Source organism: Vibrio sp. ED004 (assembly GCF_023206395.1).
Taxonomy (GTDB): domain Bacteria; phylum Pseudomonadota; class Gammaproteobacteria; order Enterobacterales; family Vibrionaceae; genus Vibrio.
The window spans coordinates 2,082,483-2,105,342 of the sequence record NZ_CP066149.1; the positions used below are offsets into that span (position 1 = coordinate 2,082,483).

17 protein-coding genes and 16 tRNA genes are annotated in these 22,860 nt (G+C 45.3%); 27 read left to right on the forward strand and 6 right to left on the reverse strand.

Translation table 11 applies throughout. The annotated features are described in order from the left end of the window. Positions 1 to 209: 209 nt before the first annotated feature. From ITG10_RS09460 to rsgA, 3 genes are all read right to left on the reverse strand, one after another. Positions 210 to 1,625: an SLC13 family permease gene (locus ITG10_RS09460; RefSeq protein WP_248386371.1), complete on the reverse strand. Its 1,416-nt coding sequence runs from the start codon at positions 1,623 to 1,625 to the stop codon at positions 210 to 212. 296 nt (positions 1,626 to 1,921) lie between these two features. Further along, a complete protein-coding gene (gene asd, locus ITG10_RS09465; RefSeq protein ID WP_017631308.1) occupies positions 1,922 to 2,833 on the reverse strand; it encodes an archaetidylserine decarboxylase in 912 nt (303 codons plus the stop codon). A gap of 125 nt (positions 2,834 to 2,958) precedes the next feature. Continuing rightward, positions 2,959 to 4,014 carry a small ribosomal subunit biogenesis GTPase RsgA gene (rsgA, locus tag ITG10_RS09470; RefSeq protein WP_017631307.1) on the reverse strand — a complete coding sequence of 352 codons (1,056 nt, stop codon included), beginning with the start codon at positions 4,012 to 4,014 and terminating at the stop codon, positions 2,959 to 2,961. A gap of 150 nt (positions 4,015 to 4,164) precedes the next feature. Here rsgA and orn point away from each other — a divergent pair, with 150 nt between their 5' ends. From orn to ITG10_RS09555, 17 genes are all read left to right on the forward strand, one after another. Beyond that, a complete protein-coding gene (orn, locus tag ITG10_RS09475; protein WP_017631306.1) occupies positions 4,165 to 4,710 on the forward strand; it encodes an oligoribonuclease in 546 nt (181 codons plus the stop codon). 180 nt (positions 4,711 to 4,890) lie between these two features. After that, positions 4,891 to 4,966, forward strand: a tRNA-Gly gene (locus ITG10_RS09480). A gap of 53 nt (positions 4,967 to 5,019) precedes the next feature. Further along, positions 5,020 to 5,095, forward strand: a tRNA-Gly gene (locus tag ITG10_RS09485). Between the two features lie 78 nt (positions 5,096 to 5,173). After that, a tRNA-Met gene (locus ITG10_RS09490) sits at positions 5,174 to 5,250 on the forward strand. A gap of 33 nt (positions 5,251 to 5,283) precedes the next feature. Continuing rightward, positions 5,284 to 5,359 (forward strand) — tRNA-Gly (locus ITG10_RS09495). Positions 5,360 to 5,444: 85 nt separating this feature from the next. Next, positions 5,445 to 5,521, forward strand: a tRNA-Met gene (locus ITG10_RS09500). 33 nt (positions 5,522 to 5,554) lie between these two features. After that, positions 5,555 to 5,630: transfer RNA gene (locus ITG10_RS09505), tRNA-Gly, on the forward strand. A 36-nt stretch (positions 5,631 to 5,666) separates the two neighbouring features. Beyond that, positions 5,667 to 5,743: transfer RNA gene (locus ITG10_RS09510), tRNA-Met, on the forward strand. A gap of 33 nt (positions 5,744 to 5,776) precedes the next feature. Then, a tRNA-OTHER gene (locus ITG10_RS09515) sits at positions 5,777 to 5,839 on the forward strand. Between the two features lie 49 nt (positions 5,840 to 5,888). After that, a tRNA-Met gene (locus tag ITG10_RS09520) sits at positions 5,889 to 5,965 on the forward strand. 33 nt (positions 5,966 to 5,998) lie between these two features. Next, positions 5,999 to 6,074 (forward strand) — tRNA-Gly (locus ITG10_RS09525). A 36-nt stretch (positions 6,075 to 6,110) separates the two neighbouring features. Continuing rightward, positions 6,111 to 6,187 (forward strand) — tRNA-Met (locus ITG10_RS09530). Positions 6,188 to 6,220: 33 nt separating this feature from the next. After that, positions 6,221 to 6,296 (forward strand) — tRNA-Gly (locus tag ITG10_RS09535). Between the two features lie 36 nt (positions 6,297 to 6,332). After that, positions 6,333 to 6,409 (forward strand) — tRNA-Met (locus ITG10_RS09540). Between the two features lie 33 nt (positions 6,410 to 6,442). Continuing rightward, a tRNA-Gly gene (locus tag ITG10_RS09545) sits at positions 6,443 to 6,518 on the forward strand. Positions 6,519 to 6,567: 49 nt separating this feature from the next. Further along, positions 6,568 to 6,644 (forward strand) — tRNA-Met (locus ITG10_RS09550). A 33-nt stretch (positions 6,645 to 6,677) separates the two neighbouring features. Next, positions 6,678 to 6,753, forward strand: a tRNA-Gly gene (locus ITG10_RS09555). A gap of 633 nt (positions 6,754 to 7,386) precedes the next feature. Here ITG10_RS09555 and queG read toward each other — a convergent pair. After that, positions 7,387 to 8,529, reverse strand: a complete 1,143-nt coding sequence (gene queG / locus ITG10_RS09560; RefSeq protein WP_017632707.1) for a tRNA epoxyqueuosine(34) reductase QueG — start codon at positions 8,527 to 8,529, stop codon at positions 7,387 to 7,389. Between the two features lie 211 nt (positions 8,530 to 8,740). Here queG and tsaE point away from each other — a divergent pair, with 211 nt between their 5' ends. The 8 genes from tsaE (at position 8,741) to hflC (ending at position 18,295) form a co-directional block, all read left to right on the forward strand. Continuing rightward, complete coding sequence (gene tsaE, locus ITG10_RS09565) at positions 8,741 to 9,205, forward strand: tRNA (adenosine(37)-N6)-threonylcarbamoyltransferase complex ATPase subunit type 1 TsaE (protein ID WP_017632706.1); 465 nt, start codon at positions 8,741 to 8,743, stop codon at positions 9,203 to 9,205. Further along, entirely contained in the window at positions 9,199 to 10,920 is a 1,722-nt protein-coding gene (locus ITG10_RS09570; RefSeq protein WP_017632705.1) for an N-acetylmuramoyl-L-alanine amidase, read from the forward strand. Before tsaE ends, ITG10_RS09570 begins: the two co-directional genes overlap by 7 nt. Before the next feature lie 102 nt (positions 10,921 to 11,022). Beyond that, positions 11,023 to 13,200, forward strand: a complete 2,178-nt coding sequence (gene mutL, locus ITG10_RS09575; protein ID WP_017632704.1) for a DNA mismatch repair endonuclease MutL — start codon at positions 11,023 to 11,025, stop codon at positions 13,198 to 13,200. A 143-nt stretch (positions 13,201 to 13,343) separates the two neighbouring features. Next, positions 13,344 to 14,276: a tRNA (adenosine(37)-N6)-dimethylallyltransferase MiaA gene (miaA, locus tag ITG10_RS09580; RefSeq protein WP_017632703.1), complete on the forward strand. Its 933-nt coding sequence runs from the start codon at positions 13,344 to 13,346 to the stop codon at positions 14,274 to 14,276. Positions 14,277 to 14,469: 193 nt separating this feature from the next. Next, the gene (gene hfq, locus ITG10_RS09585) at positions 14,470 to 14,733 is read left to right on the forward strand and encodes an RNA chaperone Hfq (protein ID WP_017059927.1); all 264 of its coding nucleotides are present in this window, start codon (positions 14,470 to 14,472) and stop codon (positions 14,731 to 14,733) included. Positions 14,734 to 14,777: 44 nt separating this feature from the next. Next, the gene (gene hflX / locus ITG10_RS09590; protein WP_017059928.1) at positions 14,778 to 16,085 is read left to right on the forward strand and encodes a ribosome rescue GTPase HflX; all 1,308 of its coding nucleotides are present in this window, start codon (positions 14,778 to 14,780) and stop codon (positions 16,083 to 16,085) included. A gap of 27 nt (positions 16,086 to 16,112) precedes the next feature. After that, positions 16,113 to 17,315, forward strand: coding sequence for an FtsH protease activity modulator HflK (gene hflK, locus ITG10_RS09595; protein ID WP_017632702.1), 1,203 nt, complete (start codon positions 16,113 to 16,115; stop codon positions 17,313 to 17,315). Between the two features lie 2 nt (positions 17,316 to 17,317). Continuing rightward, positions 17,318 to 18,295 (forward strand): protease modulator HflC, encoded by a 978-nt coding sequence (hflC, locus tag ITG10_RS09600; RefSeq protein WP_017632701.1) that lies wholly within the window; start codon positions 17,318 to 17,320, stop codon positions 18,293 to 18,295. A gap of 162 nt (positions 18,296 to 18,457) precedes the next feature. On the opposite strand, the gene ITG10_RS09605 is transcribed toward hflC, so the two are convergent. After that, a complete protein-coding gene (locus ITG10_RS09605; RefSeq protein ID WP_026084436.1) occupies positions 18,458 to 18,646 on the reverse strand; it encodes a DUF2065 domain-containing protein in 189 nt (62 codons plus the stop codon). A gap of 172 nt (positions 18,647 to 18,818) precedes the next feature. Here ITG10_RS09605 and ITG10_RS09610 point away from each other — a divergent pair, with 172 nt between their 5' ends. Both ITG10_RS09610 and ITG10_RS09615 read left to right on the forward strand, forming a co-directional pair. Further along, the gene (locus ITG10_RS09610) at positions 18,819 to 20,135 is read left to right on the forward strand and encodes an adenylosuccinate synthase (RefSeq protein WP_010434108.1); all 1,317 of its coding nucleotides are present in this window, start codon (positions 18,819 to 18,821) and stop codon (positions 20,133 to 20,135) included. A 298-nt stretch (positions 20,136 to 20,433) separates the two neighbouring features. After that, positions 20,434 to 21,069 (forward strand): tetratricopeptide repeat protein, encoded by a 636-nt coding sequence (locus tag ITG10_RS09615; protein WP_017632699.1) that lies wholly within the window; start codon positions 20,434 to 20,436, stop codon positions 21,067 to 21,069. A gap of 145 nt (positions 21,070 to 21,214) precedes the next feature. Here ITG10_RS09615 and ITG10_RS09620 read toward each other — a convergent pair whose 3' ends face one another. Continuing rightward, the gene (locus tag ITG10_RS09620; RefSeq protein ID WP_017632698.1) at positions 21,215 to 22,624 is read right to left on the reverse strand and encodes an amidohydrolase; all 1,410 of its coding nucleotides are present in this window, start codon (positions 22,622 to 22,624) and stop codon (positions 21,215 to 21,217) included. Positions 22,625 to 22,860 lie beyond the last annotated feature (236 nt).

Consider the following 22,860-nt stretch of genomic DNA (forward strand, 5'->3'; position numbering starts at 1 on the left):
CGTTGTCTTAGGCAGAATGAATGTGTTTGAAATCATAAATTCTAAATATATTTACTCTGCTTTTTGTAAAACAGTGAAGTAAAATCAAAGTTATTAATTGATTTAAAAATCAATTACTTGTTCTAGTAATTGTCCGTATTTCAGCACGAATAGGCGCTAAATTTACATTTAGCGCCTTAGTCGGAATAAAAGTGATCGTTGAACGTCTATTAGGTGATGATGAACAACGCGAGGTAAACCATCAACAAGCCGACAATCCCCAAGATGATACCCATCTTAGCCATGTCTTTGCTTTCGATAAGCCCAGTCGAGTAAGCCAGTGAGTTTGGTGGTGTCGATACTGGAAGAATCATGCCGAGTGATGCTGAGAAGGCAACCACAACCAGCAAGCCTTGTAAGCCACCAATCGCAACTAGGCTTTCCATCGATGCACCAATCGCAGCGGCTATTGGCATCAGTAAGTTGGCAGTCGCGGTGTTCGACATGAAGTTCGCCATTAACCAACACACGATAGATAGCGTGAGCACGACGGCTGCTGGTGAGAGCGACTCATAGTCAATCGCGTGTGCTAACGCCGCAGCCAAGCCTGTTTTATCCAGGCCGATACCAATCGCAATACCACCTGCAACCAGCCACAACACATCCCAATTAATCAGCTTGAGTTCTTCTTTGCCCATGATGCCAGTCAGAGTAAACACAGCCAGTGGAATGATAGAGACTACATAGGTGTTCATGCCGTGCAGCTTGGTGGTCATCCACAACAAGATGGTCGCCGAGAAGGTGATATAAACCACGATCGCACGCCAGCTCTTTCTGAATTGCCCATTGAGCTTGAGTACCATGTTTTTCTGCTTGGAAGGAAAGATCTTCTGAAGAAGGAACCAAGCTATAGAGAGTTGGATGATCACAAAAGGTAACCCCATCATCATCCAGCTCAAGAAATCGATGGTGTTCTCACCGGTTAGGTATTGCAGTGCGATGGCGTTGGGTGGAGTACCGATTGGGGTCGCTATACCGCCAGTATTAGCCGCGATTGGAATACACAACACGAGTGCTTTGATACCCATATCGCCTTTTGGTGCAGATGCCACGATAGGGCCGAGCAGTGCCAGCATCATAACTGTGGTTGCGGTATTCGACATGAACATCGAGAACACAGCAGTGATCAGCATTAAACCGAGCATGATGAAGCGCGGCTCTGTACCAAATGGTTTCAGCAGTACTCGAGCGAGGTTGTTATCGAGTTCGTACTTAGATGCCGAGATCGCGAGTGCGAAACCACCCATGAATAGAATGATGATTGGCGATGAAAACGCACCGAAGATGTCGGTATATTTGATTAACTCACCGAGATCGTGACCTGCTGGTGGATTTCGAAATAGGTGCAGGCCTTTGTCGGAGATCATCACCAGTTCAAGTGCAATGATCAGTATCGAGGTGGCGAAAACTGGAACGGGCTCAAGCACCCAAAGCAGCGCTGCAAGCAGGAATATCGCCAGTAGGCGGTGTTGAATTAACGTTAGGTCATCGATAGGTATTGAATCTATCGGCATGAATAACACGCCTAAGGGAATCGCAAAACAAATCAACAGCTTGACCAGAACGCCAACATTGAGTTTAGGCATGTACAAAGACCCTATGAATAAAATATCTTCAAATAGAATAAGTTATCTGGATTTTTGGTACTTGGAGACGGGTTATAAAATCGAAACGTTGTTTAAGGTTTCGACAGTTGTTTTGTTTTTGGTCAATCTTTTTTCTGGGTAATTCAACGTACTGAGCGTTGAGAGCAAGCTTGTCGGTAGTAAGATAGGTTGAAACCTTGGAGGGAAGTGTCTCGAACTAGGTAAGAAAAAGGCGCGTTCTTCTCTAAATATAGAAAAATAACGCGCCTTTAAAACTGAATGAGTTAACTCAATCGTTAAGCTTGGTCTGTGTTCTCTGCTGAATCCACAGCTTCAGTCTCAACGTCTTTGCCAGCAATGTGCGCGAAAGGTGTACCTAGAACAGTCTTCTCGCCATTTTGCATAGTGTTGTCAAACTTGATTGCATCTTTCGCAAACAGGTTGATAACCGTTGAACCAAGCTTAAAGCGACCCATCTCTTCGCCTTTCTTCAAGATGATTGCTTTATCACCTTGTGCTGGGTAATCCCATTTGTACACAGAGTTACCGCGTGGTGGCGTGATGGTGCCAGCCCATACTTGCTCGATGCTGCCTACGATAGTTGCGCCAACCAGCACTTGTGCCATTGGGCCAAATTCCGTATCAAAGATACACACTACGCGCTCGTTACGTGCGAATAGGTTTGGAACGTTCTCAGCTGTTAATGGGTTAACAGAGAAAAGATCACCCGGAACGTAGATCATCTGGCGCAGTGTGCCGTCGCATGGCATGTGCACGCGGTGGTAATCACTTGGAGACAAGTAAAGCGTAGCGAATTCACCGTCTTTAAACTCATCCGCTAATGCAGCATCACCACCTAACAGCTCACGAGCAGAGTAGTCGTGGCCTTTCGCTTGAATCAGCTGGCCGTCAGTTATTGGGCCAAATTGGCTTACGCGAGCATCGGCAGGGTGAACGATAACAGACTCGCCTTCAGCGATAGGGCGCATGCCTTCTTTCAATTCACGTACGAAGAATTCATTGAATGTTTTAAAGTGCTTTGGATCGCTATGTAGCGCTTCATCCATGTTCACTTTGTATTGCTTGATGAACCAGTTGATGATCGCTGTCGTTAAGCCGCCCGCTTTAGCAGACGCAAGTTTGCCGACTAGACGAGTCAGTCCATGTTGTGGAATCCAGTACTGCAATCCAACTTTAATCTTATCCATTGTATTAATTTTCCAATGCTATTTGTTGTTCAATTAAATCTGTCGATGACGCTTTAGGGCGCGAGATGTTACTTAAGTTCGCGCCAATTGTCAGTAAATGCACACATTTGTTCACAAAAAAGCGATTAGAGATCCGCTTTCTTGTTACGTGAATACTGACGGTTATCTTTGTTATTTGCCATGCTTTCAATGATGCGATGGTAGTTGTCGAAACGCAGTCGACTGATCTTTCCATTTTCAACAGCTTCTCGCAGGATGCAACCCGGGTCATCATTGTGCTTACAGTCGCGGAACTTACAGCCGCCAAGGTAAGGCTTGAATTCGATGAAGGCTTCAGTGATTTCGTCCGCTTCAAGGTGCCATAGGCCGAACTCACGAACCCCTGGAGAATCAATAAGGTCGCCGCCAGAAGGGAAGTGGTACAAACGAGCTGCCGTGGTTGTATGTTGGCCAAGACCTGAGTTCTCAGAGACTTCACCCTCTTCGATGTCTAGCGTTGGCATTAACGCATTCACTAGGCTTGATTTACCCACACCAGACTGACCAACAAAGATGTTGATGCGATCTTTAAGTTCAGCTTCCAGCTCTTTGATACCGTAGCCAGATTCTTTACTCACGAACATCACTTTGTAGCCGATCTTCTCGTACTCTTTAAGCGTTTCACGGTATTCCGCAATCTGCTCTTCAGTCAGCAAATCTACCTTGTTCAGAACAACAAGAGGGGCGATGTTGACCGTCTCAGAAGCGATCAAGTAGCGGTCGATAATATTAAGTGATAGCTCTGGTAGCACAGCCGATACGATAACCATTTGGTCAACGTTAGCCGCAACCGGTTTTAGGCCGTCGTAGTAATCAGGGCGAGTCAGCATTGAAGTTCTTGGTTCAACGGCTTCTACAACGCCAGAAATACCAGCCATGGATTCTAAGCCAGCGCGCCAAGTCACTCGGTCACCAGAAACCAAAGTCTCGATACTACGGCGTAAGTTACAACGATGAACTTCGTTTGTTTCAAGATCTTCGATATCAGCATGTTGGCCAAAGCGTGTAATCACGAGTCCGCTTTTGGTTCCGCCCAGCATGTTCTCATCCCATTGGATAGAATCTTCTTTCTTGAGTCGCTTGTTCTGGTTGCTACGTACTCGACGTACCTGACCTTTGGTTAACTTCTTTTTTTTAGCCACAATTTTTCACTTAACACATCTAACTTGATGATTGGGAACTCAAACTGGCTGTTGCTAGTACCACGTGATTTCGATGGCCCTAAAGCTAGTTTGAGTATAGTTATTTGGGTATAGTACCTCTTTTACACTTAAACAAATAGGCGACGCCTTATGTCCTTTAGCGATCAGAACCTAATTTGGGTTGATCTAGAGATGACAGGACTGAATCCTGAAACTCATAAAATCATTGAAATTGCGACTATCGTTACCGATAGTGAGCTTAACATCCTTGCTGAAGGACCTGTTTTGGCTATTCACCAACCACAGAGTGAATTAGACAAGATGGACGAGTGGTGCACAACGACTCACACCGGCAGTGGCCTAGTGAAACGAATCCAAGAAAGCACGGTTTCAGAGCAAGATGCCATTCAACAAACGATTGAGTTTCTTGAAAAGTGGGTACCAAAAGGTAAGTCTCCAATCTGTGGCAATAGCATCGGTCAAGATCGCCGCTTCCTATACAAACACATGCCAGAATTGGAAGAGTACTTCCACTACCGTTATGTCGACGTAAGCACGCTGAAAGAGCTGACTCGTCGTTGGAAGCCTGAAGTGCTAGACGGTTTTTCAAAGTCAGGAAGTCACCTTGCACTTGATGATATTCGAGAGTCGATCGCAGAGCTGCAGTACTACCGAAAAACGATTATTAACATCTAGTCGGATAAAATGATCACGTTTATCTAACTTTTCAGGGACATAAGAGCTAATTTTTTTGCAAATCTGTGTGCTTTTACAGCAGTTGAGTAAAAAGTTTCGTAATTTTGCATTAAGGACTTGCATCACAAAAAAATGCTCTTATAATTCGCAGCCCTGAACGGCGAAAGACGTTTTCAGATTGCGATACTAGCTCAGTTGGTAGAGCGCAACCTTGCCAAGGTTGAGGTCATCGGTTCGAACCCGATGTATCGCTCCAATTTGTAGGTTATAGCGAAAGCGGTAATCGAAAGGTGAAAGACCTTTTATAATGCGATACTAGCTCAGTTGGTAGAGCGCAACCTTGCCAAGGTTGAGGTCATCGGTTCGAACCCGATGTATCGCTCCAGCTTTATTCGTTTAGGAAGTAAATTCCTAGAAGAGTCTCTTAGAGACAAGATTCATTGACTTAAACAATGCATCCGGACGCGGGATGGAGCAGCTTGGTAGCTCGTCGGGCTCATAACCCGAAGGTCGTCGGTTCAAATCCGGCTCCCGCAACCACATTACAGTTAAACGTGATAGCGATTAACTTATGCGATACTAGCTCAGTTGGTAGAGCGCAACCTTGCCAAGGTTGAGGTCATCGGTTCGAACCCGATGTATCGCTCCAAATTCAATTCTTAGAAGTCATCTCCTAGAGAAAGTACTCAGAATGAAAATGGTTTAGTCTCATTGTCTTAAACAATGCATCCGGACGCGGGATGGAGCAGCTTGGTAGCTCGTCGGGCTCATAACCCGAAGGTCGTCGGTTCAAATCCGGCTCCCGCAACCACATTACAGTTAAACGCGACAGCGGTTAACTCATGCGATACTAGCTCAGTTGGTAGAGCGCAACCTTGCCAAGGTTGAGGTCATCGGTTCGAACCCGATGTATCGCTCCAAATTAAAGAATCATCAACTTAAATGATGCATCCGGACGCGGGATGGAGCAGCTTGGTAGCTCGTCGGGCTCATAACCCGAAGGTCGTCGGTTCAAATCCGGCTCCCGCAACCACATTACAGTTAAACGCGACAGCGGTTAACTTATGCGATACTAGCTCAGTTGGTTGCAAGGTTGAGGTCATCGGTTCGAACCCGATGTATCGCTCCAAATTCGTCTCCTAGAGGCAAGACTCATTGACTTAAACAATGCATCCGGACGCGGGATGGAGCAGCTTGGTAGCTCGTCGGGCTCATAACCCGAAGGTCGTCGGTTCAAATCCGGCTCCCGCAACCACATTACAGTTAAACGCGACAGCGGTTAACTTATGCGATACTAGCTCAGTTGGTAGAGCGCAACCTTGCCAAGGTTGAGGTCATCGGTTCGAACCCGATGTATCGCTCCAATTTAAAGCCTCATTGTCTTAAACAATGCATCCGGACGCGGGATGGAGCAGCTTGGTAGCTCGTCGGGCTCATAACCCGAAGGTCGTCGGTTCAAATCCGGCTCCCGCAACCACATTACAGTTAAACGCGATAGCGGTTAACTTATGCGATACTAGCTCAGTTGGTAGAGCGCAACCTTGCCAAGGTTGAGGTCATCGGTTCGAACCCGATGTATCGCTCCAATTTAAAGTGTCATTGACTTAAACAATGCATCCGGACGCGGGATGGAGCAGCTTGGTAGCTCGTCGGGCTCATAACCCGAAGGTCGTCGGTTCAAATCCGGCTCCCGCAACCACATTACAGTTAAACGCGACAGCGGTTAACTTATGCGATACTAGCTCAGTTGGTAGAGCGCAACCTTGCCAAGGTTGAGGTCATCGGTTCGAACCCGATGTATCGCTCCAAATTAGTCTCCTAGAGACAAGACTCATTGACTTAAACAATGCATCCGGACGCGGGATGGAGCAGCTTGGTAGCTCGTCGGGCTCATAACCCGAAGGTCGTCGGTTCAAATCCGGCTCCCGCAACCACATTACAGTTAAACGCGACAGCGATTAACTTATGCGATACTAGCTCAGTTGGTAGAGCGCAACCTTGCCAAGGTTGAGGTCATCGGTTCGAACCCGATGTATCGCTCCAGCTTTCTTCTAAAAAAGCTAATAAGATACTTTAAACCACCGTGTTTTTCTTTAGATCACAGAGTTTAAAGGCGACCTTAAAGGTCACGCTCTTTCTTTAATGCTGCGAAGCATAATCCCCCAAAAAAGCAAATAATCCTCCATCATGGTGGATATTTTTTTGTCTTAAATTTTTCTTAGCAACTGGAATGCTAGTAAACATCAGGTCTCTGAAGCAGATACTTGAGGTTTTTCACATCTATAAACAGACTTATCCACAAATAGTTCGATGTGGATAACTTGGTTGATAAAGTTATTTCAGGCTTAATTCTTTATATGCCTCAAAAAGATCTTTCTTGTTTTCAATATATTAGCTGAATTGCAGTGTCGGTAACTTGCTGTTTTTTATAAGGTTAGCTGTGCGTCTTCAATTTGATAAAAGATCGTTAACTTGTTGTTTTTTGATCTTAATCATTTATCAGCACTGTGTTTAACTTTGTGCGGGTGTCGGAAGTTTACGAGAGATCTGAATTTTTTCCACATTGTTAAAATTGAGAACAAGGTCAAACATTGTTCTAAAATTATGTGCAACGGGTTGTCTTAAATATTGGACTGCTGATGTGGTGTAACGAGACAATCCTTGATACTTAAAGGGCTAGGCATCTCTTGGAAGGCCTTTCTCAACAATACGTATCAATCTGTGCTTTTTCGTGGCGACTTTGCTGTTGCCTTCTTGCACGTTATTTGAGTTCGGTAACTGCTGTAGTTGTTTTTTCAAAGCCCACTCAATGTGCACATCCAATAAGTCACTTTCCCCTCGATGAGACTCAAGCGTTTCAACAATACGTTGTTGAAACGGTGCATTGCCCATCGCGACGAAAATATTGCGCAACCATTGAGTATGGCCAATGCGTCTTATTGCTGAACCTTCCATTTTCTTCAGGAAAGTTGCTTCGTCCCAACTTGAAAGTGAGACGAGATCAGCTTCATGGAAATCTTCTCTGCGGTGAAAGTCAGTTTGCTCTGTGATATCCGCTTCACGGTTCCACGGGCAAACTAATTGGCAATCATCGCAACCGTAGATACGGTTTCCTATTGCGTCTCTAAATTCTTCAGGGATCACGCCATCATATTCGATGGTTAAGTACGAGATACATTTGCGCGCATCCACGACGCCATCGGCAATAATGGCGCCTGTAGGACAAGAAGTGATACAGGCGGTGCATTTACCACACTGGTCAACACTAGGCTGATCGACCGGAAGAGGGATGTTAACCAGTAGTTCTCCTAAGAAGAACCAAGACCCAGCTTCTTTATCGAGAATAAGCGAGTGTTTACCTGTCCAACCCAGTCCTGCTTTTTGAGCAAGTGGTCTTTCCAAGATAGGCGCTGAATCCACGAAAGGGCGTGAGTCTAAACCTTCGACCTCTTTCTCTATTCTTTGTCCCAGCTTTTTCAACTGGTTACGGAACAATTTGTGATAATCGCGGCCTAAAGAGTAGCGGCTGATATAGCCTTGAGTGGTATCGCTTAGGTTAGAGGCAAATTGAGCTTCTGGTGGTAGGTAGTTCATTCGCGCGCTGATCACTCGAATGGTGCCAGGGTGAAGCTCATCAGGACGTGCTCGCATCATTCCATGTCGAGCCATCCAATCCATTTCGCCGTGATTACCCGCATCTAGCCATGCTTGAAGAGGAGCTTCGTGTTCACTTAAATCAACATCGCAGATGCCAACTTTTTGAAAGCCTAACTCTTTTCCCCAAATTTTAATTTTTTCAGCAAGATGGTCTAGGTTCATGGCTTGATTCTTATCGATTAAAATTAGGTTCGGCAAAAATGGGGGCGGATCTTAACGGATCTTAGTGGTATTGACCAGAACTGACGTGTTTTGATCAGTATTTTTCATAGAACTTACACTTGAGTGCTTGTCTCCCAAAAGCATCACGGTTTACTATTCTTGTTCTTTTGATTTTTATATAGTCAACGATCGATTTTTAGAGAACGTATTCATGAGCACTAAACAATTTACTTTGAAAGATGAACAAGCAACGATTCAACTAGGAACGGAGCTTTCTAATCTTTGCTCACAGCAGACGACTATTTATCTGCATGGTGATCTTGGCGCAGGTAAAACGACATTCAGTCGTGGCTTTGTAAAAGCACTTGGCCATCAAGGAAATGTAAAGAGCCCAACGTATACTCTAGTTGAACCTTATCAACTTGCAGATTGGCAGGTGTATCACTTCGATCTATATCGCCTAGCCGATCCTGAAGAACTCGAGTTTATGGGAATTCGTGATTACTTTACCCCTGACGCGATCTGTTTGGTTGAATGGCCTGAAAAAGGCTATGGCATGCTGCCAGAAGCGGACATGGATATTGATATTCGTTACCAAGACGATCACCGTATTGTTTCTTTAACCGCTAATAGTGAATACGGACAGCGCTTACTTAGTCAGTTGGAGTTATGTTGATTTCTAAACGCCTTTTTTCAACGGTAGCCATGATGGCTGCTGTTTTCTCTTTATTGTTTTCATCACTTGTTTCTGCGAATTCACTGAAAGGTTTGAGGGTTTGGCCCTCACCTGAAGAAACTCGTGTGGTTATCGATCTTAAGTCAGAAGTCGACTTTAGCTATTTCACTCTGAGTAGCCCAAGTCGCTTAGTTGTCGATCTAAAAAATACTGAGTTAGCAACCAAGCTACCTGTCGTGGTGAAAGATAGCCCTGTGTTATCGAAAGTTCGTAAGAGCTCTCCACCACAGAAAGGGACGTATCGCTTAGTTTTTGAATTAAAGAAATCCTCTAATGCTGAGCTCTTTAAATTGAGCCCAACACCGGGAGGTCAATATGGTCACCGCTTGGTCATCGATCTCCCTCACGGTGCGAAAAGTAAAAGCAAACCAGCTACAACGCCGAGCAAGCCGACCGTAAGCAAAGACATTAATCAGGTTAAGCGTCAGAAAGACATTTTGATCGTGATTGATCCAGGCCACGGTGGTGAAGACCCGGGTTCGATTGGTCCTACGCGTAAATATGAAAAAGACGCGACTCTAAGCATTTCTAAAAAGCTCGCGGCACATCTCAATGCAGTGCCGGGAATAAAGACACGCTTAACACGTAATGCCGATTACTTTGTAAACCTGAACCGACGTGTTGCGATTGCTCGTGAGAATGAAGCTCACTTGATGATCTCTATTCACGCCGATGCTTTCACGACGCCTCAACCAAGAGGTGGTTCTGTGTTTGTATTGAATACTCGACGTGCAAATACAGAGATCTCTCGCTGGATTGAGAACAAAGAGAAGCAGTCTGAACTGCTTGGTGGTAGTGGAGCTGCGTTCACAGGCAATATTGATGATAAGAACGTGAACCAAACCTTGTTGGATTTGCAGTTCAGCCACTCACAAAAAGAAGGTTATAAGCTGGCAACGGCAATTCTTTCTGAGATGGGTAAGGTTGCTAAGCTACACAATAGCAAGCCGATTAATACCAGCTTGGCAGTATTACGTTCACCACAGATTCCGTCAGTACTAGTCGAAACTGGCTTTATTTCGAATCCGACGGAAGAGAAGCTGCTTTTCCAACGTTCGCACCAAGACAAATTAGCGCGTGCCGTAACCAAAGCCGTGGTGAAGTATTTGAAAGCTAACCCACCTGAAGGGATTATCTTGTCGAATGCGACATCATCAGCGGGTAGTGTAAGCCAGCATAAAGTGTCTCGCGGCGAATCTTTATCGGTGATTGCGAGCAAATATGGCACATCAACACAAGCCTTGATGAAACTGAACAATCTGAAATCAAGCAGCCTAGCGATCGGCCAAGTACTTAAGATTCCGGACAGCGCTTCAAGCTCATCATCGAGCAGTGCGGTTAAAACTAAGACCATCACTCACACGGTTAAGTCTGGAGAGTACCTAGGCAAGATAGCCAGCCGCTACAAAGTATCGGTGGCAGATATCAAGCGTGAGAACCGCTTGAAATCAGAGACGGTGAGAGTGGGTCAAAAGTTACGTATTACGGTTGAAGTGAAGGATGTCCCTCTGCGCAAACATAAAGTCGCAAGAGGCGATTACCTTGGCAAGATTGCGTCGAAATATGGCGTGAGCGTTAACAGTATTCGCCAAGCGAACAAGCTACGCTCTGATGAACTGGCGATAGGTCAAGTTTTGATTATTCCGCATAAATAATTTTGGCAACAACTCAGTGACTTCAAGTGTGAGAATACTAACTTAGAAGTGCGAACATAAACGTAAAAGCGTTTCATCAATGGCAGTAAGGTAGCAATTAATATGACGATCAAAATACTGCCAGCTCGCTTAGCGAACCAAATCGCAGCGGGTGAAGTGGTAGAAAGGCCAGCCTCTGTTGTAAAAGAGCTGGTTGAGAACAGTTTGGATTCTGGTGCGACACGTATCGATATTGATATCGAGAAGGGGGGCGCCAAGATGATCCGCGTTCGTGACAACGGTAAGGGCATCGTTAAAGATGAGCTTGCGTTGGCACTGAGTCGTCATGCTACCTCCAAAATCCATACGCTTGATGACCTAGAGGCAATCGTCAGCCTTGGCTTCCGTGGTGAAGCGCTGGCGAGTATCAGCTCTGTTGCGCGCTTAACTATGACTTCACGCCCTGCGACTCAAGATCAAGCGTGGGCTGCACACAGTGAAGGCCGAGATATGCAGGTGAAACTGCAGCCAGCGGCGCATCCCATTGGTACCTCTGTTGAGGTGTTGGACTTGTTCTTCAACACTCCCGCTCGTCGTAAGTTCTTACGCACCGAGAAAACCGAATTCACGCATATTGATGAGCTGTTGAAACGTATCGCACTGAGCCGTTTTGATGTGACGATCAACCTTCGTCATAACGGCAAAATGATTCGTCAGTATCGTTCGGCAAAAACCGATGTTCAGGCCGAGAAGCGCATCGCTGCAGTGTGTGGTAATGCGTTTGTTCGTCACATGCTCAAGATTGAACTTGAACATCAAGGGTTAAAACTTCATGGCTGGATCACCACGCCTGAAGGGGCAAGGCAGCAAAGTGATCTGCAATACTGCTATGTGAATGGCCGTATGATGCGTGACAAATTGATCAATCACGCGATTCGTCAAAGTTACGAGACCAGCCTGCGTCCAGACCAATTTGCAACGTATGTGTTGTTTATTGAGTTGGACCCACATCAAGTCGATGTGAATGTTCACCCTGCTAAACATGAAGTGCGTTTCCATCAAGCGCGCCTTGTGCATGACTTTATTTATCAAGCATTGAGTGATGGCTTAGCACAGAGCAAGCAAATCGATGCTGCACCTATCAATCAGTCTGCTTTCCACCAATCGGAAGCGTCGAATTATCAACAAGATGGTTCGATGTCTGGCTTAGGTGATAGTGCGGGCTTCTCTGAGCCAGTAAATAGAACACCAACTAACTCGGATGATTTACAGGTCTCTGATAGGGTGCGACACGCCATTGAGCAAACGCCAGCCTACCCGAGAAAAGCCGAATCTGAGCAGGTTCATGACAAGCCTCAACACAGCGTTAATGATGGCGGGCGACACTATGCTTCATCAACCAACCCAAGCTCATCAACCAGTCCAAGTTCATCAATTGGCCGAGGCTCGTCTGCTAGTGAAAGCAGTTTTACAGGCTCTCCTCGCCAAGAGTGGATTGAGTCTCGACCTGCACCGAAGAAAGAAAAAGAACCACACCAACATCATGCTGAGTCAGCGCCCTCAAAGCGCGAGGTTAAAGCCTATAAAGAGCTTTTAAAAACGCCAGACTTTGATGAGCACACTGTGGCTCTCAGCCCTCCTCAAGAGCAGGTGGTACAAGCCGCACCAACAGAAGCTGAGACTGTTCAACAGAAACCAATTAACTCGAAGCCAAGAACACCAGTGACAGACTTAGGGAAAGCGGTCTCGATTGTTGAGCGTAAATATCTCGTGATGGGCAACAAGAACGGCTGTGTTTTGGTTTCCTTAGCCAAGGCTGAATTATTGCGTGTTGTTGGTCAGCTTGATACTCGAGGTGGCGCGTTAAAAAGCCAACCGTTATTGGTTCCGTTATCTATCAAGCTTGGTAGCGAGCTGGTTGAGGTGGCGAAGGCGCTGAGTCCAACATTGGCATTGCTGGGGATTGAGCTTAAAGCTCGAAACAGTGAAGCTGTGATGGTGATGGGTGTGCCGTCTCCTTTGAGGCAGCAAAACTTACAAATTCTGATCCCAGATCTGTTATCGTACGCGGCTTCAATAAATGCCCAAAGTGCAGTGAAGCAGTCTAACGACCTGTTGCCATCCTTGGTTAACTGGATCGGGATTCAAACCGCACAAGTAAAAAGCGACTACACTTTATCTGAAGCGGTTCAATTAGTTGGGGAACTTGAACAACTTTGGCATGGTCTACTTCCATTAGATGATCCAGAGTTTGTTAATCCTATCGACTTTTCAGCGACTATTGCGGCATTTATGGCTTAGTTTACGAGTACATTAAGCTTATTTACGGCTTAAGCTGTTTGTGATTCAACTTTTGGCGACGACATTCCTTCTTAACAGAATGTCTCGCGACATAAAGCCCTTTGCTATAAAGCGCTATAACAGAGAAACAAATACTAAATATCATGACTGAAAAATTACCTTTAGCGTTGTTTTTAATGGGCCCAACGGCATCAGGAAAAACAGATTTAGCTATCCGCTTACGTCAGAAATACCCAGTAGAGATCATCAGTGTCGATTCGGCATTGATCTACAAAGACATGGATATCGGCACCGCTAAACCGGATGCGGAAGAGCTTGCGCTCGCGCCTCATCGCTTGATTGATATTCTTGATCCAAGCGAAGCGTACTCTGCGGCAGATTTTCGTCGTGATGCGATCAATGAAATGAATGCAATTGTAGCGGAAGGCAAAATTCCGCTGCTTGTTGGCGGAACAATGCTTTACTACAAAGCATTGTTGGAAGGTTTATCGCCATTACCCGCAGCGGATCAAGAGATTCGTAAGCAGATTGAAGCGGAATCTATCGAGCAAGGTTGGCAGGCTCTGCATGATCAATTAAGAGAGATAGATCCCGTATCCGCCGAAAGAATACACCCAAATGATCCACAAAGGCTTTCAAGGGCATTGGAAGTTTATCGAATTTCGGGTAAAACATTAACTGAGCTTACTCAAACGAAAGGCGATAGCCTGCCATTTCGTGTAAAACAATTTGCTATAGCTCCCAAGGAAAGGACTGAACTCCATCGCCGCATTGAGCTGCGTTTCGAGAAGATGATAGAAGCGGGTTTTGAAGACGAAATGAAGGCGTTATACGCCAGAGAAGATCTTCACCCTGAGCTACCATCGATCCGATGCGTTGGTTATAGGCAGATGTGGGATTATTTAGACGGGAATTGTGATTTAGACGAAGCGGTTTTCCGTGGTGTCTGTGCAACCCGTCAGTTGGCCAAGCGACAGATCACCTGGTTGCGCAGCTGGGATGATTTAACTTGGTTAGATAGCGAAAACATTGAACAAGCGTTAGAAACTCTTTCAGATGCAATAGCATCTGATTAGTATTGCTGTGTATAATGTGATCGCTTTTGCGTGAATATACTCTGGAAAGGATCCGTTATTGAGGCTTTTAAAAAATCACAGCCTTTCAATAACAACGGAGTTTTTTTATTCATTTAGCTCAGATGCAAAGGCCGCACCTTTTTGTGCACCACTAGCTAAATAATTACAACAAAATACAAATAAGGAAAATAAAATGGCTAAGGGGCAATCGCTACAAGACCCATTCCTAAATGCACTCCGTCGTGAGCGCATTCCAGTCTCTATCTATCTTGTTAACGGCATTAAGCTGCAAGGTCAGATCGAGTCTTTCGATCAATTCGTGATCTTATTGAAGAACACTGTAAACCAAATGGTTTATAAGCATGCGATTTCTACTGTGGTACCTGCACGTGCAGTAAGTCACCACAGCGGCGAGCAACGCACGCCATCTGATCGTCCAGAGAAGACTGAAGATTAATCGTTCAATTGATACAGCTTGCGCTGTAATAAGGAGTTGGTTGCTTGTTTGACCGTTATGAATCCGGCGAGCGAGCCGTACTTGTTCATATCAACTTCACGCAAGAGGGAGAATGGGAAGACCTGAGCGAATGTGAAATGCTGGTCTCCTCAGCGGGGGTAGAAACGCTACAAGTGATTACTGGTAGCCGACAATCCCCACTCCCTAAATACTACGTTGGAGAAGGTAAAGCCCTAGAAATCGCACAAGCTGTTCAGCTAACCGGTGCTGAAATTGTGATTTTTAACCACTCCCTCTCTCCTGCCCAAGAGCGAAACCTCGAGCAATTGTGTAAATGTCGTGTGATTGATCGCACGGGTTTGATCTTAGATATCTTTGCACAACGTGCACGAACTCACGAAGGTAAGCTACAAGTTGAGCTCGCTCAGCTTCGTCATATCTCTACTCGACTGATTCGTGGTTGGACTCACCTTGAAAGGCAGAAAGGTGGTATTGGTCTTCGTGGTCCAGGTGAAACTCAACTGGAAACCGATCGACGTTTGTTGCGTGACCGTATAAAGGCAATATTACGCCGTTTAGCGAAAGTGGCTAAACAGCGTGAACAAGGACGACGTGCTCGTAATCGAGCTGAAATCCCAACAATTTCTTTGGTTGGTTATACCAACGCAGGGAAATCAACACTTTTCAATCGAATCACTAGTGCAGGTGTTTATGCTGCAGACCAACTGTTTGCAACCCTAGACCCAACACTACGTAAGATTGATTTGGCAGATGTCGGGCCTGCAATTCTCGCAGATACCGTAGGTTTTATCCGTCATCTACCACACGACTTGGTCGCTGCGTTCAAGGCTACGTTACAAGAGACGCAGGAAGCTGACATTTTGTTACATGTTGTTGATGCCAGTGACGACCGCTTTCGTGAGAACATTCAGGCGGTTCATGAAGTATTAGAAGAAATCGATGCTCATGAAGTGCCAACCCTTGTAGTCATGAACAAGATTGACTGCATGGAAGACCAAAAACCTCGAATTGAAAGAGACGAAGAGGGCGCACCTCGCGCTGTTTGGGTTTCTGCAATGGAAGGAGAAGGTATTGAACTGCTGTTCGAAGCTTTAACTGAGCGTTTAGCTAGCCAGATGGTTCAATTCCGGTTGTGTATTCCACATCAACATCAGGGCCGTATTCGCAGCTTATTCTTCGAGATGAAATGTATTCAACAGGAAGAGTATGATGAAAATGGTAACTTGTTGATAGATATCCGAATGCAACAAATAGATTGGTCTAAACTTGAAAAAAGAGAAGGGGCGCTCTTAGGTGACTTTATCGTTACCAAAGAGACTGCTACAGTATAACGTCATATCAAATGATGGAGCTTTCTAATGGCGTGGAATGAGCCTGGAAATAACAACAACGGCGATAATAACGGCCGCGATAATGACCCTTGGGGTAATAAAAATAATCGCGGCGGCCGAGATCAAGGACCGCCAGATCTAGACGAAGTTTTTAGCAAACTAAGTCAAAAGTTAGGTGGCAAGTTTGGTAAAAAAGGTGGCAACGGTAACGGACCATCTATCGGTGGTGGCGGTGCAATTGGCTTTGGTGTCATTGCCGTTATCGCGATTGCTGTCTGGTTCTTCGCGGGTTTCTACACCGTTGGCGAAGCAGAAAGAGCAGTAGTACTTCGACTGGGTCAGTTCGACCGTATCGAAGAACCTGGTCTTAACTGGCACCCACGCTTCATCGATGAAATCAGTGATGAGCAGCTAGTAAACGTTCAAGCGATTCGTTCTCTACGTGCGTCAGGCACCATGCTGACTAAAGACGAAAACGTTGTGACCGTTGAAATGGGTGTTCAATACCGTGTTTCTGACCCATACAAGTACTTGTATCGTGTAACGAATGCGGACGACAGTTTACGCCAAGCGACAGATTCTGCGCTTCGTGCAGTAATTGGTGACTCACTAATGGATAGTATCCTGACAAGTGGTCGTCAACAGATTCGTCAAAGCACTCAAGAAACGCTAAACCGTATTATCGATAGCTACGATATGGGTATTCTTATTGTTGACGTGAATTTCCAGTCAGCACGTCCACCTGAGCAAGTTAAAGATGCATTTGATGATGCAATCGCGGCTCGTGAGGATGAAGAGCGTTTCGAACGTGAAGCTGAAGCATACCGAAATGACATTCTTCCAAAAGCAACAGGTCGTGCTGAGCGTTTGAAGAAAGAAGCGGTGGGTTACTCAGAGCGCACAGTTAATGGTGCTCTAGGTCAAGTTGCTCAATTCGAGAAACTGCTACCTGAATACCAAGCAGCTCCTGAAGTAACACGTAACCGTATGTACCTTGATACAATGGAAAAAGTGTACTCAAGCACATCGAAAGTCCTGATTGATTCTGAATCAAGCGGTAACTTGCTATACCTACCAATTGATAAGCTAGGCGCACAAGGTGGTTCTCAGTCGGGCACTCGCCCTGCAAAAGCATCATCAACTTACGATCAAATTGAGTTAGAAACTCAAGCGGATCCTAAGCCTAGCACTCAAACTCGTTCAGACAGTTCACGCCAAGGGAGATACTAATAATGCGTAAATTAATGATCCCTGTATTAGTTGTGACAATTGCCCTTCTGTTGATGTCACTGTTTGTGATTCAAGAAGGTGAGCGTGGCATGGTAATTCGTTTTGGTCGAGTTCTCGATGACAACGGCGTATCACGAATCTATGAACCAGGCCTGCACTTTAAACTGCCAATGTTTGATCGCGTAAAAGTACTTGATGCTCGTATTCAAACGATGGATGGTCGCTCTGACCGTTTCGTAACATCAGAGAAAAAAGACGTTCTAATTGATACCTACGCAAAATGGCGTATTGCTGATTTTGGACGTTTTTATCTGAGTACCGGTGGCGGTAATATCATGACGGCAGAAGCACTTCTTGAGCGTAAAGTGACAGATGTTCTTCGTTCTGAGATTGGTTCTCGTGAAATTAAGCAGATCGTATCAGGCCCTCGTAATAAGGACATCCTGCCAGATTCTGCTGATAGCGAAGTTGTTACAACGGTAGCGGCTGCAGAAGCTCTAGAAGTTGATGGCGAACGCGATAAGATCATGGAAAACGTTCTATCTGGAACGTCAGAAAGTGCGATGGCTGATTTAGGTGTTGAAGTTGTTGATTTCCGAATGAAGAAGATTAACCTTCCTGACGAAATCAGTGAATCTATCTACCGCCGTATGCGTGCAGAACGTGAATCGGTTGCTCGTAGACACCGTTCTCAAGGTCGTGAGAAAGCAGAAGTTATCCGTGCTCAAGCTGAGCTAGAAGTAGCGACTGTTCTTGCTGAAGCTGACCGTACTGCTCGAGTGACTCGTGGTGATGCTGACGCAGAAGCTGCGAAGATCTACTCTGACGCGTACAACAAAGACCCTGAGTTCTTTGGCTTCATGCGTTCACTGCAAGCTTATGAGACATCATTTAGCGATAAGAGCGACATTCTAGTACTGGATCCGAAGACAGACTTCTTCCAATACATGAATCAAGCAAGCGGTGTTCAAGCAAAATAAGCTGATTCGTTAGTTGAAAAGCGAATGCTTAGTTCAAGTAACGAAATACACTAAAATTAAAAAGGCTCCCATCATGGGAGCCTTTTTGTTTTCTGGCAGCTGATCATTCACTGTTTTGGAATCTCAGGGGAGTCGCTCAACAGGGTTGTGCTTTGAGAAAGCCTAACGGTAAGTCATGAACGCGATAACCACTCCCGCAACAACAAGGCAGCCACCGATACGGCGCAGTTGAGTGTCTGGCTGCTCACTGAGTTGAGCGACCATGTTTCTCCAACCATTGGGCGCAATTAAGGGACCAAGCCCTTCGACGATAAGAACAAGCCCAATAGCGAGCCAAATTGATTGAGACATGCTTCTGCCTTTTGTCTGTAAAAACACAATGATATCAGTATCTTTACACATCTTCGTTCGAATATCGCTGGTTTATTTTTGTACAGCGTTAACGTTTATGAACAAAAAGTGACTGCAAGAAGTGTGATTCAGTGCTAGAATCCATTTTTAATTAGCAACAGAAATTGGAAAGATGGGAAATAACGTAGTCGTTCTAGGCACCCAATGGGGTGATGAAGGTAAAGGTAAAATCGTTGACCTTTTAACTGAAGATGCAAAATACGTGGTTCGCTACCAAGGCGGTCACAATGCAGGTCACACACTTGTAATTGACGGTGAAAAAACCGTTCTTCACTTAATTCCATCAGGCATCCTACGTAATAACGTTAAATGTGTTATTGGTAACGGTGTAGTATTATCGCCTGACGCACTTCTTAAAGAAATGAAGCCTCTTGAAGATCGCGGTATTCCAGTACGTGAACGTCTTTTCATCTCTGAAGCTTGTCCTCTAATTCTTCCGTACCACATTGCTATCGACAACGCGCGTGAAATCGCTCGTGGCGCTAAAGCTATCGGTACAACGGGTCGTGGTATCGGTCCAGCTTACGAAGATAAAGTTGCTCGTCGCGGCCTACGCGTTGGCGACCTTTTCGATAAAGAAGCATTCGCTGAGAAGCTAAAAGAAGTTATGGAATTCCACAACTTCCAACTAGAGCACTTCTACAAAGCTGAAACAGTAAGCTACGAAGAAGTTCTTGAGCAAGCGATGAGCTACGCAGACATGTTAACTGCGATGGTTATCGACGTAACTGACGAACTAGACGCAGCACGTAAGCGCGGCGACAAGATCATGTTCGAAGGTGCTCAAGGTACGCTACTAGATATCGACCACGGTACTTACCCATACGTAACGTCTTCTAACACGACTGCTGGTGGTGTTGCTGCAGGTTCTGGTTTCGGTCCTCGTCACATCGGTTACATCCTTGGTATCACTAAGGCTTACTGTACTCGTGTTGGTTCAGGTCCATTCCCAACTGAGCTATACGATGGCCTTGAGAAGCAAGATCCAGTTGGTAAGCACCTAGGCGATGTTGGTCACGAGTTTGGCGCAACAACTGGTCGTCTACGTCGTACTGGTTGGTTCGATGCTGTTGCTATGCGTCGTGCAATCCAAATCAACTCTCTATCTGGTATGTGTCTAACTAAACTAGACGTTCTAGATGGCCTAGAAGAACTGAAAATCTGTACTGGTTACAAGATGAAAGACGGTTCTATCCTAGAAGTTTCTCCAATGGCAGCAGAGTCATTCGAAGAAGCGACGCCAATCTACGAAACAATGCCTGGTTGGTCTGAAAACACATTTGGTGCTAAATCTATCGACGCGCTTCCACAAGCTGCTCTAGATTACATCAAGCGTATCGAAGACCTAACTGGCGTTCCAATTGATATCGTATCAACTGGCCCAGATCGTAACGAAACTATCATCAAGGTTCACCCATACGGCGCATAATGCCTGTTGAGTGATTACCACAGCACGTAAAGTGCTTTGATAATTAAATCGTTTCTAAAAGCCGACTTTATAAGTCGGCTTTTTAATACCTGCAATTTAGCGTCTAAACGTTAGGTGATGATCTTTTGAACGCCATCTGGCAAAATATTGCCCATTAGCGGCAAGTTTTGTCTAAAGCCGTCAAGGTTATTGCCGATACAGATATCATGGAAAGTGAAGTTCACCCTGTTTTGGTACGTGTAGACATCGTCTCTCGTCCTCAATAGATAACTTTAGCGACAGATAATAGAGTGCAGGTATGAAGCTACGAATTGTAGCAGCTTCATTGATAATGGCGCTGAGCTCACCCTTGAGTCATGCTAATTTGGCTGATGTGGGAGAGCCTGTTCCAATCTATACAGAAGCTGAACTGATAAAATTAATCGAAAATAATCAACACCTAGAGCGAGTGAAAGCTGATAAGTGCCAGTTAGTCGAAGATATCGTTGCTCGTGCAACGCGTATTAGCTTGCCTTCTTATGAGTTTTTATACGGTGATATGCTGGCTTGGGGCGTGTGTGTTCCACAAGATGTAGAGCTTGGTCTTTACTATATGGAAAACGCAGCACATCAAGGTTTACCAGCGGCGCTTGAGCAGTTAGGACGTTATTATTCTCGTGGCACCTTGGTGCAACAAGACAAAGAGCGCGCGATTCCGTATCTACGTGAAGCGGCGTCTATGGGCAACTTAAGTGCGAGTATTCACTTAGCTGAACTGCTGTTGCGCGACTATGGCAGCCCGCTGGATTATGAGGATGCTTACCGTTGGTTATATAACTCGGTAACCGCAGACCAAAGACAGCACAAGCGTATTACTGTGCTTAGAAGTGGTTTAGAACAAAGAATGCCAGACAATATTATTGCTCGAGCGAAACGTCGAGACGTGTTCTGGTAATTGAGAAGACTATTGAAGGTTGATGATTAACTCCTGCACTCGTTAATCATCAATATTAAGATAGTTAGAAATAGAAAGGCCTCGTTGGTGAATACCTGCGAGGCCTTTTTGATTTCAACGGAAAGCCGCTCATTAACTATTGGTGTTATTGAACCACTTCACCCGACTCAATCACGGTATCACGAACGACTTTAGTGAAATCGAGCGCTTCTTGGCGGATCTTATCTTCGTCTACCGTTAGCATGTCGCGATCTTGCATGATGATCTTACCATCAACGATCGTGTGACGAACATTACCTGAGTTCGCTGAATACACTAACGCTGAATATGGGTTGTACACTGGCACCATGTTCGGAGCCTTGGTATCGATCACTATGATGTCCGCTAGCTTACCTGTTTCAAGAGAACCGATCTTATCTTCCATATGTAGTGCTTTTGCTGCGCCCATGGTTGCCATGTCGATCACTTTGATCGGCGGCATCGCTGCACGATCTTTGTTTACTAGCTTGTGAACCTTAGCCACTTGGTTGAACTCATCAATCGTGCTCAGTGTGTTACCTGACATTGGACCATCAGTACCTAAACCGATACGCACGTTCTCGTCATACATCTTAAGTGCTGGCGATACGCCTTTTGCCGATTTGATGTTGGCACTCATGTTATGAGCCACACCCATATCTGATTTCTTCACAAGTTCGATGTCATGGTCATCAACAAGGATCATGTGTGCACCAACTAAGTTTTTGTTTAGCGCACCGATGCTGTCCATGTATTGAACTGGAGACAAACCATCTGAGCGTTCTGCTATTTTCTCTTCTTCACGGTGCGACTCGGCAAGGTGAATCATTACTGGTACATCAAGCTCTAGTGACAACTTAGAAATCTTCTGCAGGATCTCTGTGGTGTTGGTGTAAGGGGCATGCGGCGCAAATGCTGGCGTGATACGTGGGTGATCTTTGTATTCTTCAATGAAGTTCAACGCGTATTTGATGCCTTCTTCCGCATTGGCAGCATCGGCAACTGGGAACTTAATTACCGTTTCACCAAGGATGGCACGCATACCGATTTTATCGACGGTTTTTGCCACTTCATCCTCGAAGTAGTACATATCGGCATAAGTGGTCACGCCGCCTTTTACCATTTCAACGTTACCTAGGTTGGCACCAATACGCACCATATCGCGCGAGACCAGCTTCTTCTCTAATGGGAAGATGTATCGGTGTAGGCGGTCTGGCACATCATCGGCCAGTGAGCGGAAAACTGTCATTGATACATGAGTATGAGTATTGATGAGACCCGGCATCACGATATCACCATCAACGTCTAACACTTGCTTCGCTTGGTACTGCTTTTCTAATGAAGCATCACCAACGGCAATGATTTTGTTGTCTTTGACGACAACTGTACCGCTCTCATAAACCGTTTTGTCTTGATTCATGGTGAGAACCATCGCATCGGTAATCATTAGGTCAGCTTTTTCCATTGCAGAACTTGCGAATGGGAACAGCGCTAGGCTAGCCATAGCTGAAGCCAATAGGGTGCGTTTTAATTTCATATCAATACTCAGAACAGGAGTTGGTAAAGTGCGTGGATAATAGTGTATTTCATTCATGGCGCAAACGTTTGTTTTATCGTTTGCTTAAAAATCTGATGATAGTCCGCAGCTATGAAGTGATGTTTCACAAAATGAAGATATGTATCAATCTGAGGTTATTTGAGGGTTTTCTAAAGCATATCTGTAGCTTACCTCTAGCATCAGATATACTAGGGGTATATACCTTCCTTGCTTAA

Excerpts from the sequence above, each read along its gene's own strand:
- ITG10_RS09460 (WP_248386371.1), bottom strand. The coding sequence starts at position 1,625 with ATGCCTAAACTCAATGTTGGCGTTCTGGTCAAGCTGTTGATTTGTTTT.
- asd (WP_017631308.1), bottom strand. The coding sequence starts at position 2,833 with ATGGATAAGATTAAAGTTGGATTGCAGTACTGGATTCCACAACATGGA.
- orn (WP_017631306.1), top strand. The coding sequence starts at position 4,165 with ATGTCCTTTAGCGATCAGAACCTAATTTGGGTTGATCTAGAGATGACA.
- queG (WP_017632707.1), bottom strand. The coding sequence starts at position 8,529 with ATGAACCTAGACCATCTTGCTGAAAAAATTAAAATTTGGGGAAAAGAG.
- tsaE (WP_017632706.1), top strand. The coding sequence starts at position 8,741 with ATGAGCACTAAACAATTTACTTTGAAAGATGAACAAGCAACGATTCAA.
- ITG10_RS09570 (WP_017632705.1), top strand. The coding sequence starts at position 9,199 with ATGTTGATTTCTAAACGCCTTTTTTCAACGGTAGCCATGATGGCTGCT.
- mutL (WP_017632704.1), top strand. The coding sequence starts at position 11,023 with ATGACGATCAAAATACTGCCAGCTCGCTTAGCGAACCAAATCGCAGCG.
- miaA (WP_017632703.1), top strand. The coding sequence starts at position 13,344 with ATGACTGAAAAATTACCTTTAGCGTTGTTTTTAATGGGCCCAACGGCA.
- hfq (WP_017059927.1), top strand. The coding sequence starts at position 14,470 with ATGGCTAAGGGGCAATCGCTACAAGACCCATTCCTAAATGCACTCCGT.
- hflK (WP_017632702.1), top strand. The coding sequence starts at position 16,113 with ATGGCGTGGAATGAGCCTGGAAATAACAACAACGGCGATAATAACGGC.
- hflC (WP_017632701.1), top strand. The coding sequence starts at position 17,318 with ATGCGTAAATTAATGATCCCTGTATTAGTTGTGACAATTGCCCTTCTG.
- ITG10_RS09605 (WP_026084436.1), bottom strand. The coding sequence starts at position 18,646 with ATGTCTCAATCAATTTGGCTCGCTATTGGGCTTGTTCTTATCGTCGAA.
- ITG10_RS09610 (WP_010434108.1), top strand. The coding sequence starts at position 18,819 with ATGGGAAATAACGTAGTCGTTCTAGGCACCCAATGGGGTGATGAAGGT.
- ITG10_RS09615 (WP_017632699.1), top strand. The coding sequence starts at position 20,434 with ATGAAGCTACGAATTGTAGCAGCTTCATTGATAATGGCGCTGAGCTCA.
- ITG10_RS09620 (WP_017632698.1), bottom strand. The coding sequence starts at position 22,624 with ATGAAATTAAAACGCACCCTATTGGCTTCAGCTATGGCTAGCCTAGCG.